This window comes from Komagataeibacter saccharivorans, assembly GCF_004348195.1.
GTDB classification, from domain to species: Bacteria; Pseudomonadota; Alphaproteobacteria; order Acetobacterales; family Acetobacteraceae; genus Komagataeibacter; species Komagataeibacter saccharivorans.
The window spans coordinates 2,693,533-2,709,371 of record NZ_CP036404.1 but is presented as its reverse complement, the minus strand read 5'-3'; the positions used below and the strand labels follow the sequence as shown (position 1 = coordinate 2,709,371).

General features: G+C 64.5%; 15 protein-coding genes. 2 read left to right on the top strand and 13 right to left on the bottom strand.

What is annotated here, in order from left to right; genetic code table 11:
* Positions 1 to 66 precede the first annotated feature (66 nt).
* From scpB to KSAC_RS12435, 5 genes are all read right to left on the bottom strand, one after another.
* A complete protein-coding gene (gene scpB / locus KSAC_RS12455; RefSeq protein WP_102324634.1) occupies positions 67 to 732 on the bottom strand; it encodes an SMC-Scp complex subunit ScpB in 666 nt (221 codons plus the stop codon).
* The gene (locus KSAC_RS12450) at positions 732 to 1,580 is read right to left on the bottom strand and encodes a segregation and condensation protein A (protein ID WP_132305652.1); all 849 of its coding nucleotides are present in this window, start codon (positions 1,578 to 1,580) and stop codon (positions 732 to 734) included. The genes scpB and KSAC_RS12450 overlap by 1 nt, the downstream gene beginning before the upstream one ends.
* A 36-nt stretch (positions 1,581 to 1,616) precedes the next feature.
* Positions 1,617 to 2,618 carry an SPOR domain-containing protein gene (locus KSAC_RS12445; protein ID WP_132305650.1) on the bottom strand — a complete coding sequence of 334 codons (1,002 nt, stop codon included), beginning with the start codon at positions 2,616 to 2,618 and terminating at the stop codon, positions 1,617 to 1,619.
* Positions 2,615 to 4,420: an arginine--tRNA ligase gene (argS, locus tag KSAC_RS12440; RefSeq protein ID WP_118962461.1), complete on the bottom strand. Its 1,806-nt coding sequence runs from the start codon at positions 4,418 to 4,420 to the stop codon at positions 2,615 to 2,617. Before argS ends, KSAC_RS12445 begins: the two co-directional genes overlap by 4 nt.
* Before the next feature lie 105 nt (positions 4,421 to 4,525).
* A complete protein-coding gene (locus tag KSAC_RS12435; RefSeq protein ID WP_102324637.1) occupies positions 4,526 to 5,704 on the bottom strand; it encodes a deoxyguanosinetriphosphate triphosphohydrolase in 1,179 nt (392 codons plus the stop codon).
* A gap of 129 nt (positions 5,705 to 5,833) precedes the next feature.
* Here KSAC_RS12435 and KSAC_RS12430 point away from each other — a divergent pair, with 129 nt between their 5' ends.
* Entirely contained in the window at positions 5,834 to 6,199 is a 366-nt protein-coding gene (locus KSAC_RS12430; RefSeq protein WP_118962462.1) for a HesB/IscA family protein, read from the top strand.
* Positions 6,196 to 6,993: an exodeoxyribonuclease III gene (locus KSAC_RS12425; protein WP_132305648.1), complete on the top strand. Its 798-nt coding sequence runs from the start codon at positions 6,196 to 6,198 to the stop codon at positions 6,991 to 6,993. Before KSAC_RS12430 ends, KSAC_RS12425 begins: the two co-directional genes overlap by 4 nt.
* Here the strand turns inward: KSAC_RS12425 and KSAC_RS12420 are convergent.
* From KSAC_RS12420 to bcsD, 8 genes are all read right to left on the bottom strand, one after another.
* Complete coding sequence (locus KSAC_RS12420; protein WP_132305646.1) at positions 6,962 to 7,855, bottom strand: EipB family protein; 894 nt, start codon at positions 7,853 to 7,855, stop codon at positions 6,962 to 6,964. The two genes, KSAC_RS12425 and KSAC_RS12420, sit on opposite strands and share 32 nt — an antisense overlap.
* 5 nt (positions 7,856 to 7,860) lie before the next feature.
* Positions 7,861 to 9,657 carry an aspartate--tRNA ligase gene (gene aspS / locus KSAC_RS12415; RefSeq protein WP_102324641.1) on the bottom strand — a complete coding sequence of 599 codons (1,797 nt, stop codon included), beginning with the start codon at positions 9,655 to 9,657 and terminating at the stop codon, positions 7,861 to 7,863.
* 113 nt (positions 9,658 to 9,770) lie between these two features.
* Positions 9,771 to 10,862 carry an S-methyl-5-thioribose-1-phosphate isomerase gene (gene mtnA, locus KSAC_RS12410; protein WP_102324840.1) on the bottom strand — a complete coding sequence of 364 codons (1,092 nt, stop codon included), beginning with the start codon at positions 10,860 to 10,862 and terminating at the stop codon, positions 9,771 to 9,773.
* Positions 10,863 to 11,174: 312 nt separating this feature from the next.
* On the bottom strand, positions 11,175 to 13,058 hold the full coding sequence (htpG, locus tag KSAC_RS12405; RefSeq protein WP_110546897.1) for a molecular chaperone HtpG: 1,884 nt from the start codon (positions 13,056 to 13,058) through the stop codon (positions 11,175 to 11,177).
* A 96-nt stretch (positions 13,059 to 13,154) separates the two neighbouring features.
* Positions 13,155 to 13,793, bottom strand: a complete 639-nt coding sequence (locus tag KSAC_RS12400; protein WP_132305644.1) for an NUDIX hydrolase — start codon at positions 13,791 to 13,793, stop codon at positions 13,155 to 13,157.
* On the bottom strand, positions 13,790 to 14,245 hold the full coding sequence (locus KSAC_RS12395; protein WP_110546899.1) for a cupin domain-containing protein: 456 nt from the start codon (positions 14,243 to 14,245) through the stop codon (positions 13,790 to 13,792). Before KSAC_RS12395 ends, KSAC_RS12400 begins: the two co-directional genes overlap by 4 nt.
* Positions 14,246 to 14,327: 82 nt before the next feature.
* Positions 14,328 to 14,981 (bottom strand): hypothetical protein, encoded by a 654-nt coding sequence (locus KSAC_RS12390; protein WP_207918692.1) that lies wholly within the window; start codon positions 14,979 to 14,981, stop codon positions 14,328 to 14,330.
* Between the two features lie 262 nt (positions 14,982 to 15,243).
* On the bottom strand, positions 15,244 to 15,714 hold the full coding sequence (gene bcsD / locus KSAC_RS12385) for a cellulose biosynthesis protein BcsD (protein WP_102324647.1): 471 nt from the start codon (positions 15,712 to 15,714) through the stop codon (positions 15,244 to 15,246).
* Positions 15,715 to 15,839: the final 125 nt, after the last annotated feature.

The window sequence follows — 15,839 nt, the reverse complement described above, 5'->3', positions numbered from 1 at the left end:
GAACCCTGTATCCTTCCCCAGCGCGCCACGCGCACGCGCATACGACCATACGCCCCCGCACACCTATCATGACATGGGCGGGTCAGGAACCTCGTCATCCGTGCCGGGCTGCATGCCCGTATCGGGCACGTCCACCAGAAGCTCCTCGCGCCGGGGCAGGTCGCCAAGGTCCTTGAGGCCGAAATGCCGCAGGAAACCTGAGGACGTGCCCCACAGGATCGGCCGCCCCGGCACTTCCTTGCGCCCCAGCGGCATGATCAGTTCGGCTTCCAGCAATGTATCGAGCACCTGCTGGCTCAAACTCACGCCACGGATTTCCTCGATCTCGGCGCGGGTGCAGGGCTGGTGATAGGCGATGATGGCCAGCGTTTCCATGGTGGAACGCGCCAGCCTGCGCGGGCGCGGCATCACGCGGGTCAGCCGGGATGCAAGGTCGGGCGCGGTGCGGAACTGCCATCCCCCCGCCACTTCCACCAGCACCACACCCCGCCCCGCATACTGCGCGCCCAGTGCCGCCAGTGTCGCGGCGACATAGGCGTCGCGGTCGGCTACATCATGCGGGACGCCACCCTGCGCGCTCAGCACCTCCGCCACGGCACGGGTGCTCAGGGGATCGGCGCGGGCGAATATCAGGGCTTCCGCCAGCCTGATGGAAAACTCGCGCACCGGGATGTCGACAGCCGGAGCCTCATCACCGATCAGTTCGCCCTGCGCATGCTGCGTATCGTTCATCAGGCCATGTCCCCTTCCGGTTCTGTTGCCACGGCGCTGTCATCCGCCATGCGTTCACGTAGCAGGATACGACCGAACTGCCGGGCCTGCTGGAGTTCAATCGCGCCGTTGCGCGCCATTTCAAGGCTGGCCAGCAGCGTGCCCGCAACCGCGGCGCGACGACCGGTTTCGGCCATGTCATCCGCCATGTCGGGCTGCGGCAGGGGATCAGGCAGGAAATGCTCCAGCCCGCACCAGCCTTCCTCCCCCACGCCACCGCCCAGCATGCGCCGCAACCGCGCCAGCGCGTCCTGCACGGTCCAGAAACGCAATACCCGTGGCTGATAGACGGACCGGCGCACGCGCCGCCGCATGGCCGCCATATAGCCCCGCATGAGCTGGGGCACATCCACCGCCAGCCCGGAGCGGTCGATTTCCACCAGATCCTCGCGCTGTCCGCGCTCGAACACCACATGCCCCAACTGGGGACGGGCCGCCAGCCACCGGCCAAGCTGGACCATGCGCTCAAGTTCCAGCAGCCGTTCATGCAGAAGCGCCGCCGCTTCTTCCGCATCGGTGGCTTCCTCATCGTCTTCAGGCAGAAGCAGGCGGGATTTGAGCCATGCCAGCCACGCCGCCATAACCAGCCAGTCCGCCGCCAGTTCCAGCCGCACCGTCTGGGCGGAGCGGACAACGGACAGGAACTGCTCGACCAGTTGCAGGATGGATATGCGCCACAGATCCACCTTCTGCGCCCGCGCCAGTTCCAAAAGCAGATCCATCGGCCCCTGGAAACCTTCCAGATGGACGATGGGAGCGGTGGAGGCGACGGACTGCGCAGCGGGGACGGATGTACTGTCCCCGTTCACCCATCCCTCCGCTGTGTGGTCCGTATCACGACTGTCTCAGGAATGGACCAGATCACACGGCAGACTTTTTGCCCTGGCCTTCTCGCACAGCCCCGTGGCCTGCGCTTTGGTCAGCCCCTTTACCCGCAGGCGGTAGAAGGTGCGGTCATTGCGTTCGGCCTTCACCACCGCTGGCTGGTACGCCCCGAAAATGGCGGGGTAACGGCTGCTCAGGCTGTTCCAGCTTTTCAGGGCCGCCGCCTGGGAATCGAGGGCGGCAAGCTGGACGCCATATGCGCCACTTCCCTCACCCGCCTCGCCCGATACAGGCGGCGGCAGGGTTGCGGCGAGGGATGGCGCTTCGGCTACGGATCGGGACGGCGGCGGGGCCGCGGCCTCCGGTTCCGGGGCTTCCTGTGCAGCCGGGGGCGGTGCGGCCGGGGTCGCGCCAGCAGGCGGGGCTGGTGGCGTGGGCGTGGCTTCGGGTGCCGTGGCGGCATCAGCCGGGTGTGCTGCGTCCGGGCCAGCGTTCTGGCCATACTGCCGGGCCATGGCATCGGGTTGCGGCTGTTCCGGCGGCGGGGAAAGACGCATTACCCCGCCATCAGCGGGCATGCCATCGGCGGCGCCAAGTATCTGCATGCCGCCCGGATCGGCCGGCTTGACCCGCACCGGCCCCGGTGGCGGCCCCAGAACGGGAATCCCGCCCTGATGATGGCCGAACAGCGACCAGCCACCGATCGCCACCACCAGCACGCCGCCCAGTCCGGCGGCACCGTAAACCAGTTTGCGCGTTGTCGGGTCGTGACCGATCAGACTGATCCCGCCAAGCCGCGCCAGCATGCCACGGAAGTCCATGCCCGCCCCGCTGCGTCCCGGTCGGGAGCGGCCACCCTCGGGTGGTTCCATGGGGTTGCGCGGGTCGATATCGGGGTTGGAATCCGCCCCCATGCGTTCGCGCATCCGGCTTTTGGATGCGGCATAGGGATCTGGCGCCGCCGGGTTGTGGCGGTCATCGTCAGGGGGCGTATCAGGGGATGATGTATCGTCAGGACTCATCGCATCTCCTCGACCGGCTGCACGCCGAGTACTTTCATTCCTGAACGCAGCACGGTTGCCGTTGCTTCGACAAGGGCCAGTTTCATCCGGGTCGCCTCAACATCGTCTTCCTGAAGGAAACGCAGGGTGGTGTCGTCACGTCCCCGGTTCCACAGGGCATGGAAATCCGACGCCAGTTCATTGAGGTAGAAAGCGATCCGGTGCGGTTCATGCGCGGCGGCGGCCGATTCCACCATGCGCGGCCACTGCGCCATGCGCTGCAGCACGGCCAGTTCCGCATCCGATGTCAGGCCCGACAGGTCGCCCTGCGCCAGTTCGGCAGGCGTGATGCCACCGGGCAGCCTGCCTTCATTGACCAGACCGGCTGCGGCCCGCAGCACCGAACAGCAGCGCGCATGGGCGTACTGGACATAAAAGACCGGGTTGTCGCGGCTCTGGGCCACGACCTGATCCAGATCGAATTCCATCTGCGCGTCAGCCTTGCGCGTCAGCATGGTGAAGCGCACGGCGTCACGCCCGACTTCGTCAATCAGGTCGCGCAGGGTAACGAAGGTGCCCGCGCGCTTGGACATGCGCACCGGCTGGCCATCGCGCACGATGCGCACGATCTGGCACAGCAGCACGTCCAGCACGGGGCGGCCATCCGTCGCCAGCGCCGCCACGGCTGCCTTCATGCGGGTGACGTAACCGCCATGATCCGCCCCCCACACATCGATCAGCACATCCGCGCCCCGGCGTATCTTGTCCGCATGGTAGCCGATATCATTGGCGAAATAGGTGTTGGACCCGTCGGACTTGCGCAGGGGCCGGTCCACGTCATCCCCGAATTCGGTGGAGCGGAACAGCGTCTGCGGGCGGGCTTCCCAGTCATCGGGCAGCTTGCCCTTGGGCGGTTCCAGCACGCCTTCGTAAATCAGGCCCTTTTCTTCAAGACGGGCAATGGCGCGGTCGGTTTCGCCATCCGCCAGAATCCGGGCTTCGCTGGTAAAGACATCATGATGCACGCCAAGGGCGGCCAGATCCTGCCGGATCATGCCCATCATGGCATCGACCGTCTCGGTCCGGACGGTATCGAGCCATACGGACGGGTCGGCGGGTTTCGCGTCCGCCGCCGCAAGTGTCGCGCCGTGTCGCGCCACCAGCGCCTCGCCCACGGGGACAAGGTAGTCACCACCGTACTGGATCGCGCCACCGGGCACGATGGCGGCGAATTCCGCCTCGTCCATGGTCGTGCCCAGCGCCTGCAGGTAACGCCAGTACGCCGCCCATGCCAGGGCGATGACCTGCGCCCCGGCATCGTTGATGTAATATTCCTTCGTCACCGCGTAACCCGCCTTGGCCAGCAGGTTGGCCAGCACGTCCCCCACTACGGCGCCGCGGCAGTGACCGACATGCATGGGGCCGGTGGGGTTGGCGGAAACATATTCCACATTCACCCGCACGCCCTCGCCCGCGGTGCCCTGACCGTAATCCTCGCCCGCTTCAAGCACCTCGCGCGCGATGCCCTGCCACACCGATGCGGACAGCGTCATGTTGACGAAACCCGGCCCCGCCACTTCGGCGCGCGTGATGCCGGGCGCGCCCGCCAGCACCGTAACCAGTTCCGCCGCGATTTCAGCCGGGCGACGCCGCGCGACCTTGGAAATGACCAGCGCCGCATTGGTGGCCAGATCGCCATGGGCAGGATCGCGGGTGGAGGTGACTTCCACCCGGTCCAGCGTGGCGGGCGGCAGGTCAGGCAGGATTTGACGCAGCGCGTCGCGCACATGCGAGAGATAACGGGCGAACAGACTTTCTGACATGCGGCTCGGTTTCCCAAAAAACGGCGCCGGACCCCGCGGCCCGGCATAAATGGCCTGCCGTGATGCCAGATGGCATGACAGGCGGATGATCTTGCTGCGCGTGTTTCACCCCGGCGAGGACAGGTCCGTCAACCGTCGATATTCTTCCATCGCGCAGCGATCGGTCATACCGGCAATATAATCGGCCACCACGCGGCACGCACGCGCCATGTCCCCGCCATCCCGCGCGGCCAGAGCGGACTCGCGCCAGCCATCGGGCAGCAGCGTCACGTTTTCCGACAGGATGCTGAAAATCGATTCGACCGTCAGCCGCGCCTTGCGGGTCATCCGGTTGACGCGCCAGTGGCGGTAAAGGCGGGCATACAGGAATTTGCGGATTTCCAGATTGGCCGCCGCGATGGCCGGACTGTACGCCACGACCGGGGCGGCAGCATTGCGTATGTCGTCCGATGACCGGGGGGACAGCCGTTCAAGATTGCGCTGCGTCTGCCCGATCAGGTCCATCGCCAGCGCGTTGATGACGCGGCGCAGCGTTTCATGCCGCAGGCGGGGATCGTTATTGCCGATGCTGTGGCCCGCCTGATGCTGGGCGGCGCGGGCTTCGGCCAGTGCTTCACGCACCACCGGCAGGGCTTCCAGTTCCTCGATATGCAGGAGACCCGCCCGCAGGCCATCGTCAAGATCATGGGCGTGATAGGCGATGTCATCCGACACGGCGGCCACCTGTGCCTCGGCCGAGGCATAGCTTTGCAGTTCCAGCCCGTGCCGGGCCGCGTAATCGGCGACATAGGTGGTCGGATGATCCACCGGGCCATTATGCTTGGCCAGCCCTTCGAGCATTTCCCATGTCAGGTTCAGCCCGTCGAAGGCGAAATACCGCCGTTCCAGCAACGTCACCAGCCGCAGGGACTGGGTATTGTGATCGAACCCGCCCCACGGCTTCATCGCTGCCGCAAGCGCTTCCTCCCCCGCATGGCCAAAGGGCGTGTGGCCAAGGTCATGGGCAAGGGCAAGCCCTTCGGTCAGGTCTTCCTCCAGCCCCAGCCTGCGCGCAATCGAGCGCGCGACCTGCGCTACTTCCAGCGAATGGGTCAGGCGCGTGCGGAAGAAGTCCCCCTCATGGTTCAGGAACACCTGCGTCTTGTATTGCAGGGTACGGAACCCGGCGGAGTGGATGACCCGGTCGCGGTCACGCTGCCAGGGGCTGCGTGTCGGGGCTTCCGCTTCGCGATGAAGGCGGCCACGCGCGGTGGCGGTCTGGACAGCGTAGGGTGCAGTACTCATATATGATCAAGACCCAGCCATGGATAAGACGGCACATGATGATACCGCCGCCTGCATCCATAACCCGCGCGCGGCCCGTGGCCAACATGATCCCGTGCCTGCGCGTTCCACACACCATGGTGAAGCCCGATGTCGATGCCCCCTTCCCCCACCGCCGAAAGCTTCCGCGTATCGGATTCGGCTGCCCGGCGCCTGCGTGAGATCCTGGACGAACAGCCCACGGGCACGGACGACGAACCGGCGCTGCGCGTGTCGGTTCTGGCGGGGGGGTGTAACGGATTTCAGTACAAATTCGCGCTCGATCCCGCCACCATGCCCGATGATATCGTCATTACGGCAGGCGATGCCCGCGTGCTGGTCGACCCGGCCAGCATGGACCTGCTGGCCGGGGCCGAACTGGACTTCAATGACAGCCTGATGGGCGCGCATTTTACCGTGCGTAACCCCAATGCCGCGTCATCGTGCGGATGTGGCACGAGCTTTTCAGTCGAATGATGAAACTCACGACCTGGAACGTCAATTCCATCCGCCAGCGTCAGGACCATGTGCTGGACTATCTTGCCCGCGAGCAGCCCGACGTGCTGGCGTTGCAGGAAATCAAATGCGCCACCGAAATCTTCCCCGTCGATGTATTCAGGGCTGCGGGCTATGACAGCATCGTGGTGGGACAGAAAAGCTATAACGGCGTCGCCATCCTGACCCGCCACCCGCATACGGTCACCCATACCAGCCTGCCCGGCTGGGAAACGGAACCGCCACAGGCACGGTATGTGGAAATCCGCACCTGTGGTCTGGTGGTTGGCAATCTTTACCTGCCCAACGGCAATTCCGGTGGAACACCGGGATACGAATCAAAGCTGACTTTCATGGAAGCCCTCGCCCTGCATGCGCAGGCGATGCTCAAGGCGGGGCAGGATTTCATCCTGATGGGGGATTACAATGTCTGCCCCACGGAAGAAGACTGTGCCCCGGGCGCGCTGTCACCCGATGACGCACTGGTCCGCCCGCAGACCCGCACGGCCTTCCGCCGTCTGCTGTGGCTGGGGCTGACGGATGCGCTGCGCGCCCTGCACCCCACCGGGGCGTTCTATACGTTCTGGGATTATCAGGCGGCTGCATGGCAGCGTAACAGCGGCCTGCGCATCGACCATGCCCTTCTGTCGCCCCGCGTGGCCGAACGGCTGCTGACCGCCCTGCCCGCCCGTGACGAGCGCGGCAGGGAACAGCCATCCGATCATGTACCGCTGACGATTACCCTTACGCCGGCTGACGCTGCCGCGGCGGACTGACCACACCGCCCGCCGGTGGACTGGCCCCGCCCATGCAGCGGTCATGGGCGGGTAACAGGCGGAATTCACGCAAGGTGCCCGCCACGCGGAACTGCCCGAAATCCAGCTCCGCATTGTCGGCCACGCCATTGATGAAATAACGCATTCCGGTCTGGAACATCGGCGTCATGTCGTGCGTGGCGCTGTTGTAATACGCAACATGCACCCGCACCGCCGGAAGGGTGGCCAGCGCGGGAAAGGGCACGGCAACCGGGGCCGCCTGCTGGCCCAGCAGCAGCACATACGTGCCCAGCGCCCCGGTTTCGACGGTTCCATCAAACAGATCGGGGGAAATCTGCCCCCTGCCAGCAAGGGCGGCTGCAATGACGGCACGGGTATACGCTACGGGAAACAGCGTGCCCACAGGCAGGGCGACATCATGGGTGGCGGGGGCAGTATAATGCACGCTGCCGCCCCTGGTCCCCATCCGCGCTTCACCCGCGATGCGGGGCGCGGGCGTGCCATTTTCCGTCTGGTCGGCACGGAAGACGAGGGATGAGCCGTCCTTTTCCTCCAGCACGGCATAATCCGAATCGCTTATGGCTTCCGCCCCGCTACGCCCCGTGGTGCGCAGGTGCAGTTGCTGCTGCGTGGACCATGCCGAACACATGTCGGACAGAACGAAAGTCAGTTGCCCTTCCGCCGTGACGACATCGCCATCCCCCACGGCGGAGAGGGAAAGATCATAGACCGCGCGATGCGGGGCCATGACGGGGGCGGAAGCGGGGGCCGCGACCGAATGGCCCCGCCACAGGGCGATTACGCCCGCAACGATGACCATGCAGCCATGGGCAAGCGCCCCGGCACGCCCCACCCGCGCCATGAGGGTCAGTTCTTGGCCTGACCGGGCTTGGGGCGGGGCAGGTCGAGCGCGAGGGAGAGTTCCTTCAGCCGCTGCGGCTCGACCGGGGCCGGCGCCCCCATCATCAGGTCTTCGCCCTGCTGGTTGAGCGGGAACAGGATCACTTCGCGGATGTTCGGCTCATCAGCCAGCAGCATCACGATACGGTCCACGCCGGGGGCCGAACCACCATGCGGCGGCGCGCCGTAACGGAACGCATTCAGCATGCCGCCAAAGCGGGCTTCGACCTCGCTGGCGGGATAGCCCGCAATCTCGAACGCACGGATCATCACATCGGGCTGGTGGTTACGGATCGCGCCCGATGACAGTTCCACGCCATTGCACACGATATCGTACTGGTAGGCCTTGATGGTCAGCGGGTCCTGATTCTGCAGCGCGTCCATGCCGCCCTGCGGCATGGAGAACGGGTTGTGGGAGAAGTCAATCTCGCCCGTTTCCTCGTTGCGCTCATACATCGGGAAATCCGTGATCCAGCAGAAGCGGAAGGCGTTCTGTTCGATCAGGTCCAGTTCGGTCGCAACGCGCGTACGCACCGCCCCCGAGAACTTGACCATCTCATCGCCCTTGCCCGCCACGAAGAACACGGCGTCGCCCGCCTTCAGCCCTGTTGCCGCACGAATGGCCTCGATACGCTCGGCTTCAAGGTTCTTGGCGATCGGCCCCTTGCCGCCATCTTCGGCGAAGATGATGTAGCCCAGCCCACCGGCACCGGATTCGCGCGCCCAGTTATTGAGCTTGTCAAAGAAGGCACGCGGGCGGTCACCCGCACCCGGCGCGGGAATGGCGCGGACCTGACCACCATCGGCGGCGATGCGGGCAAACAGGCCGAAACCGGAACCGGCGAAGGCTTCGGTCACGTCGGACAGTTTCAGCGGGTTGCGCAGGTCAGGCTTGTCGCTGCCATACACATCCATGGCCGTGGCGTAGGGAATGCGCTCGAACGGGGCCTTGCTGACGGTCCGGCCACCGCCGAATTCGCGAAACACGCCTTCCATCACGGGTTCCAGCGTCGCGAACACATCTTCCTGTGTTGCAAACGCCATTTCGAAATCGAGCTGGTAGAACTCACCGGGCGAGCGGTCGGCACGCGCCGCTTCATCGCGGAAGCAGGGTGCGATCTGGAAATAGCGGTCGAAGCCCGCGACCATGGCAAGCTGCTTGAACTGCTGCGGGGCCTGCGGCAGGGCATAGAACTTGCCCGGATGCATGCGCGCGGGCACGAGGAAGTCGCGCGCACCTTCGGGGGAGGATGCGGTCAGGATCGGCGTCTGGAATTCCATGAACCCCAGATCCGTCATGCGCTTGCGCAGGCTGGCGATCACCTGCGCGCGCAGCATGATGTTGCGGTGCACCTTGTCGCGCCGCAGGTCGATGTAGCGGTAGGTCAGGCGCAGGTCTTCGGGGTAATGCTCGTTCCCCGCCACCTGCAGCGGCAGCACGTCGGCGCTGGACTGGACCGCGATTTCACGCGCGCGCAGTTCGATCTCACCCGTGGGCAGGTTCGGGTTTTTGGTCGCGCCATCGCGCAGCACCACTTCGCCCGTTACCGTCAGCACGCTTTCCACGCGCACGCGCTCGGCCGTTTCCAGAACGGGGGAACCGGCGGGGATCACGATCTGCGTCATGCCAAAATGGTCGCGCAGGTCAATGAACAGCAGGCCGCCGTGGTCGCGCTTGCTGTGTACCCACCCGGAAAGGCGGGCCGTCTGCCCGGCGTCAGCAGCCCGCAGGGCCGCGCAGCTATGGGTACGATAGGGATGCATGCTCTTGTCCTGATTCTACCAGAGTCCGGGGGGCGCGCCTGCCATGGACGCGCCCGGTTTCAGGCGCGACAAAGCCAATCCCGCCCCCGCCTGTCAAGGTTATAGGTGATGTGTCACACGTATTCGGGAAACAGGTCGCACAACCCGTCGGCCGATGCGGGGCAGCGGCCCCGTTCGGTAATCAGTCCCGTCACCAGCCGCGCGGGCGTGACATCAAAGGCCGGATTGGCCCCCTTGCTGCCATCGGGCACAAGCTGCACGGTGGTCACGGCGCCGGTTTCGTCGCGTCCCTGTATATGGGTGACTTCGCGGCCGTTGCGTTCCTCAATGGGGATTTCCGTCACACCGTCACTGATGGTCCAGTCGATGGTGGTGGAAGGCAACGCCACCCAGAAAGGCACGCCATTGTCATGCGCGGCCAGCGCCTTGAGATACGTGCCGATCTTGTTCGCCACATCGCCCGTACGCGTCACGCGGTCGGTACCGACGATGACCATGTCCACCATGCCATGCTGCATCAGGTGGCCACCGGCATTATCCGCAATGACGGTATGCTTCACGCCATGACGCCCCAGTTCCCACGCGGTCAGCGACGCGCCCTGATTGCGCGGGCGGGTTTCATCCACCCATACATGCACGTCAATGCCACGGTCATGCGCCATGTAGATCGGCGCAAGGGCCGTGCCCCAGTCCACCGTGGCGATCCAGCCCGCATTGCAGTGGGTCATGACATTGACCGGTCCGGGGCGACGGCTGGCAATCTCTTCGATCAGTTCCAGTCCCTGTCGGCCAATGGCCTCGTTCTGGATGACGTCCTCATCACAGATGCGTCCGGCCTCGTCATAGGCGGCTGCCACGCGGTCGGCCGGGGCCGTGGTGCGCAGGCGTGTCAGCATGCGCCGGATGGCCCATGCAAGGTTGACCGCCGTGGGGCGGGTAGCCGCCAGCAGGGCGGCATCACGCTCCATCGCCGCATCGCTGCTGTCCTGACGCAATGCAAGGGCCAGCCCGTAGGCCGCCACCGCACCGATCAGCGGTGCGCCGCGCACCTGCATCGTGCGGATGGCATGCGCCACCTGATCGCGTTCGGTCAGGCGCAGGATGTCCAGCGACCACGGTAGCCGGGTCTGGTCAAAGATATGGACTGACCAGCCATCATCCGCATCCACCCAGACGCTACGATAGGAGACGTTGTCGATTTTCATATAATATTTGCCGCCATAGAAAAACCAGAACACCAGAAGGGCGCGTAGGGAAGCATCCGGCAGGCTGGTATTCAAGCCCCCTTCCCCCGAATCCCGCATGACCGGGCAGTCGGGGCAGCTTCATCCCGTCAGACCACGCGAAACCATCGCTGCGAAACCGGTCGTATCATACAGCCAGTTCATGGATGGTTCCATATATGCGGGCGCAGTGCCGGTGGCGGAAGGGGCGCCACCTGCATCGGGCAAAAAATATCCCGCCATGCAGGCTGCATGGCGGGATGAAACAACGCGAAAAGAATGAAGCCGGAAGGCTCAGCCCTGCGGGCCGTCGGTCAGCGGCAGACGCGTCAGGATGGTGGTCAGCCGCTGGGCAAAGCCGGTCGGGTCCTTCGGGCTCTCGCCATCCTGGATGCGGGCCATGTCCATCAGCACAAGGGCGATATCCTGCACCGGGTCGCCGTTCTTCACCCGTGCCGCCAGATCAAGGACAAGCGGATGCGCGGGATTGACCTGCAGCACGGGGGCCGTGTCTGGCACCTGCTGGCCACTGCGCTTCATCAGCCGGATCATCTGCAGGTCGGGACCGGATTCGGGAGCTGCCAGCACCACGGCGCTGTTGACCAGACGGTTGGTGCCCTTCACATCAGATACCGCATCGCCCAGCGCTTCCTTCAGCGCGGGAATGACGACTTCCAGCGCATCCTTTTCAGCCTGCGTTTCTTCCGGTGCGCCAAACTTTTCCAGATCGGTATGGAACTGGCTGATATTGCGCAGCGGGGTGTCCTTGTACACGCCCAGACGATCGGGCCAGAAGGAATCCACCGGATCGGACAGCAGCAGCACCTCGATCCCACGTGCGCGGAAACCTTCAAGCTGCGGCGAGGAGGACAGCATTTCCGTGCGGTCGCCCGTCAGGTAGTAAATGGCTTCCTGCTCGGGCTTCCTGCGCTCAAGGTAGGCATCGAGCGTAGTCCAGCCTTCCTGCGTGCTGGAACGGAAGCGCGCGATGGTGGCCAGGTCGGTACGGTGCTCCGCATCGTCCCAGATACCTTCCTTGAAGGTGGGGCCGAAATTGTCCCAGAACTTCTCAAAATCCGCTTCGTCCTTCGCACGGGTCCTGAGTTCGGAAATCACGCGGTTGGTGACGGCCTTGCGGATACGGGCCAGCACCGGCGTCGCCTGCAGCATCTCACGCGAGACGTTCAGCGGCAGGTCTTCGGTATCGACCACACCGGTCACGAAACGCAGCCATGGCGGCAGCAGCCCCGCATCGTCCGTAATGAACATGCGGCGGACGTGCAGGCGGATCTGGCTTTCACGCACCGGCTCGGCAAACTCGAACGGCTTGCTGCCGGGAATGAACAGAAGGGCCGAGAATTCCAGCGTGCCTTCGGCGTGCCAGTGCAGGGTCGCCCACGGCGTATCGAAATTGTGGCTGACGTGACGGTAGAATTCGTTGAGCTGTTCCTCGTCGATCTCACCGCGCGGCTTGCGCCACAGGGCCGTCCCCTTGTTGGCGGATGTTTCCTCGCCTTCCTTGACGATGGTGATCGGCCACGAGATGTGATCGGCCCATTTGCGCACGATCGTCTCAAGCTGCCACGAATCGAGGAAGTCGTTCGCATCGTCCTTGATATGCAGGATGATGTCCGTGCCCGCCCTGTCGCGCGTGGCGGGGCTTATGGTGTAATTGCCCTTGCCGGTGGAGGACCAGCGCCATGCTTCGTCACTTCCGGCGCGGCGCGAGATCACATCCACCCGGTCCGCCACCATGAAGGCCGCGTAGAAGCCGACACCGAACTGCCCGATCAGGTTGGGCTTGTCCTCAGGCTTCGCGTTGGCCAGTTCCTCGCCAAAGGCGCGGGTGCCGGAGCGGGCGATGGTGCCAAGGTTGCGGGCAAGCTCATCCTTGCCCATGCCCGCGCCATCATCGCTGATGGTCAGCAGGCGGGCATCCTTGTCCGGGTTGATGCGGATCTTTGCATCATCGGGCAGCGCGCGCGCGCCATCGGTCAGGGCTTCGAAACGGCGCTTGTCCGTCGCATCCGCCGCGTTGGCAACCAGTTCACGCAGGAAGATTTCACGTTCGGAATAAAGGGCATGCACCACAAGGTCGAGAAGGCGTCCGACCTCGGCGCTGAATTCATGCTGTTCGCCCGTGGTTTCGGACGGGCTGGCTGTGGTCTGATCGGTCATTGGCTGTCCTGTTGTTTATAAATGAGCTGTTAAATTACAATTTGTATTGGATATGGAAATGTTTGCAGCGTTTTCAATGGGTGATCCTGCCGTGCCCTAGTCAAAATCCACGGGCAGGTCCGCATTGCGGGCATGCGCGAACAGACGCGCGATCTGCCGGGGCAATACCCGCCCCAGTGACAGGTCAGCGGGGATTTCATCCGCGCCGAACCACCCGATTTCAGATGTTTCGATACTGGTGCGGGCCGCACCGCCCGTCAGTTCACAGATGAAGCACAGCGTGTAGCACGAAAACGGTGCCGGCGGGTGCCCCTGCCGGTCGCGGTCCCATACGGCGGCAAGCCGGGTTACGCGCACGTCGTAACCGCTTTCCTCGCGCACTTCCTTTACGGCGTTTTCAACCGGCGTCAGGTTCACATCGGCCCAGCCACCGGGCAGGGTCCACCGGTCGTGATCCAGAACTTCACGCACCAGCAGCACACGCTGGCGGTCATCGAATACGGCGGCGCGCACCACCACCTTCGGCGTGGCGTAACCGTGCTGGCTGCTGAACAGGTCCAGCACACGCTTCATGTCGGCAGCACCGCCTGCGGCCATCATGTCCGCCGCGATCTGCATTATGCTTTCATAGCGTTCCCGGTCGAAGGGGCTTTCGGCATAGGTCAGGCCACTCTGGGCCAGTGCCTGAAGGTCACGCGCCCAGACAAGCCATTGCGGGGTCAGTTGCATGTTCATGCGCCCTCTCCTTCCGGCGACCATCCGGGCGGGGCCAGTTCGAAACTGCTGAACAGGAACGCAGGCGCGACCTGACAGGCCACAAGGCTCCACGCCCCCTGCGATGATGCCGCCTGCCACATGCCTGCGGGCACCACGGCCTGAAGCGCCTGCTGGCTGCCCGGAAGCGGGCCAAGGATGGTGCGCGTAACCGGCATTCCCTCCGCCGCCATTTCCAGAACCAGCGGACTGCCCCCCTGCCAGCACCAGATTTCCGCCGCATCGACACGGTGCCAGTGCGACCGCTCTCCTGCTGCAAGCAGGAACTGGATGGTCGAGACAGCGCCCCGGCCACCATGGGCTGGCGTATCGCGCCATATCTCGCGGTAGCTGCCACCTTCGGGGTGCGGTTGCAGGTCCAGCATCCGCCTTACCTCGTGCGCGGGTACGGCTGGATCTCGCAGGTCGATCATGATTGCGTCCTTGCTCCGGTCTTCATCCACGCACCGGCGTAGCCCCGTTGACAGGACACGGCAATGCCCGCCCGGTATCCGCTCAGCGTGTGGGCGGGGTCTGTGGGTCCGGCGTAAAATCGAGCGTCTGGCTGGTATAGGTTTCCACAACCTCGCTGAACGGCAGGCCGTGGGCGTCGCGCAGCACGGCGCGCTGGCGCAGGATGATGGCGGGGGGCACGATCATCGCACCCACTGCTACCGGGGGCTTTTCATCTGACGGCGACCACAGCCGGACGAATTCCAGCCGCTCCCGGGAAAAATGCAGCGGGGCGACCACATGGCCGAAAGGCATGTCGGTCTGGTCAAGCGCGTCATTCATCTGCGCCGTCAGCCGGTCGGGCACGTACCAGTTATCGGCAACCGACAGGACATGCGCGCCACATACCAGTTGCACCTGCCGGTGCCGGATGGCCTGCGTGGCTGTGACGGCCAGATCGGTCCGCACCCGCTCGGGCACGGTTTCGGGACTGTTTCCGGCTACCTTGTATGCGACCACCACGGGCCTGTCGGCCATGCGATGGGTGGCGCACCACTCCTCAAGCGCACGCGTCGCGCTGGGATGGGTGAGAAGGGTGATTTCCAGTTCCTGAATGGCCGCCAGCATACGGGCACGCCCAGACGGCGTATCGGACCAGCCCGAAGCTGCTGCCGGTGCGGTACCAGCCCATACCATTCCCGTCGCTGCTGCGGCCATGGCCAGAAATCCGCCTTTGCGCATCGTGCAACCCCATGATGGCTCCTGCATGGGCGGTGGCGACCATGCCCGCATATCCCGCCTGTTCCAGACGGAACGTTACCGGCATGCGCCACAAGGGCCACCCGCAACATCATACCCTGATGAACGCAGCCATGACCGGACGGCAGCAGCCCCTGCCCTTCCGGCCTGCGCATGCCAGCACCCTTCCCCCTGCCGGAGGAGTGGCAGGAGGGAACGCATGTGTCAGTTCGCCGGTAGCTTACAGCGCGTTGCTGCGCACGCGCATGTAAAGGATGATGGTCTGGCGGGGCACGGAATCCAGATCTTCCGCTTCCAGATCACGCACCACCACGTAATCGCCGAACGCACCCGGCTGCGACGTGATCCAGCGGCCATACAGCCCTTCCAGCACCGGTGCCAGCCAGGTTCCCGGCGGTTCGCCCGCGCTGCCAACCTGCGGCAGATCTTCATGCACGATACGCAGGGTCTTTTCCTCGCTCAGCAGTTCGAGCGAGACATAGCCCCAGCCCAGCATGGACAGCAGGGCGTTCAGTTCGATCTGAAGCGTATCAAGCGTATTGCACAGCGGCGGCGCCAGACGGCCCGCCATGCCACGACCGACCTCGCGCAGCAGTTCGTTCCTGACCTCGATCCCCGCCTGATCGTCGATTTCCCAGGACAGCGCCTGAAGGAACAGGGAAAAATCCGGTTGTTTCTTGAAAGTTGTCATTACTGGTCCATAACAAGATAGTGGTTCGAAATCATGGCACTCCCCCGCGGTCGTGCTGTCGTCGCGCTGATTACGCTGCCACCATGCCGCACCGGGGCTGCGGATAAAACAGCAATAATCTACTC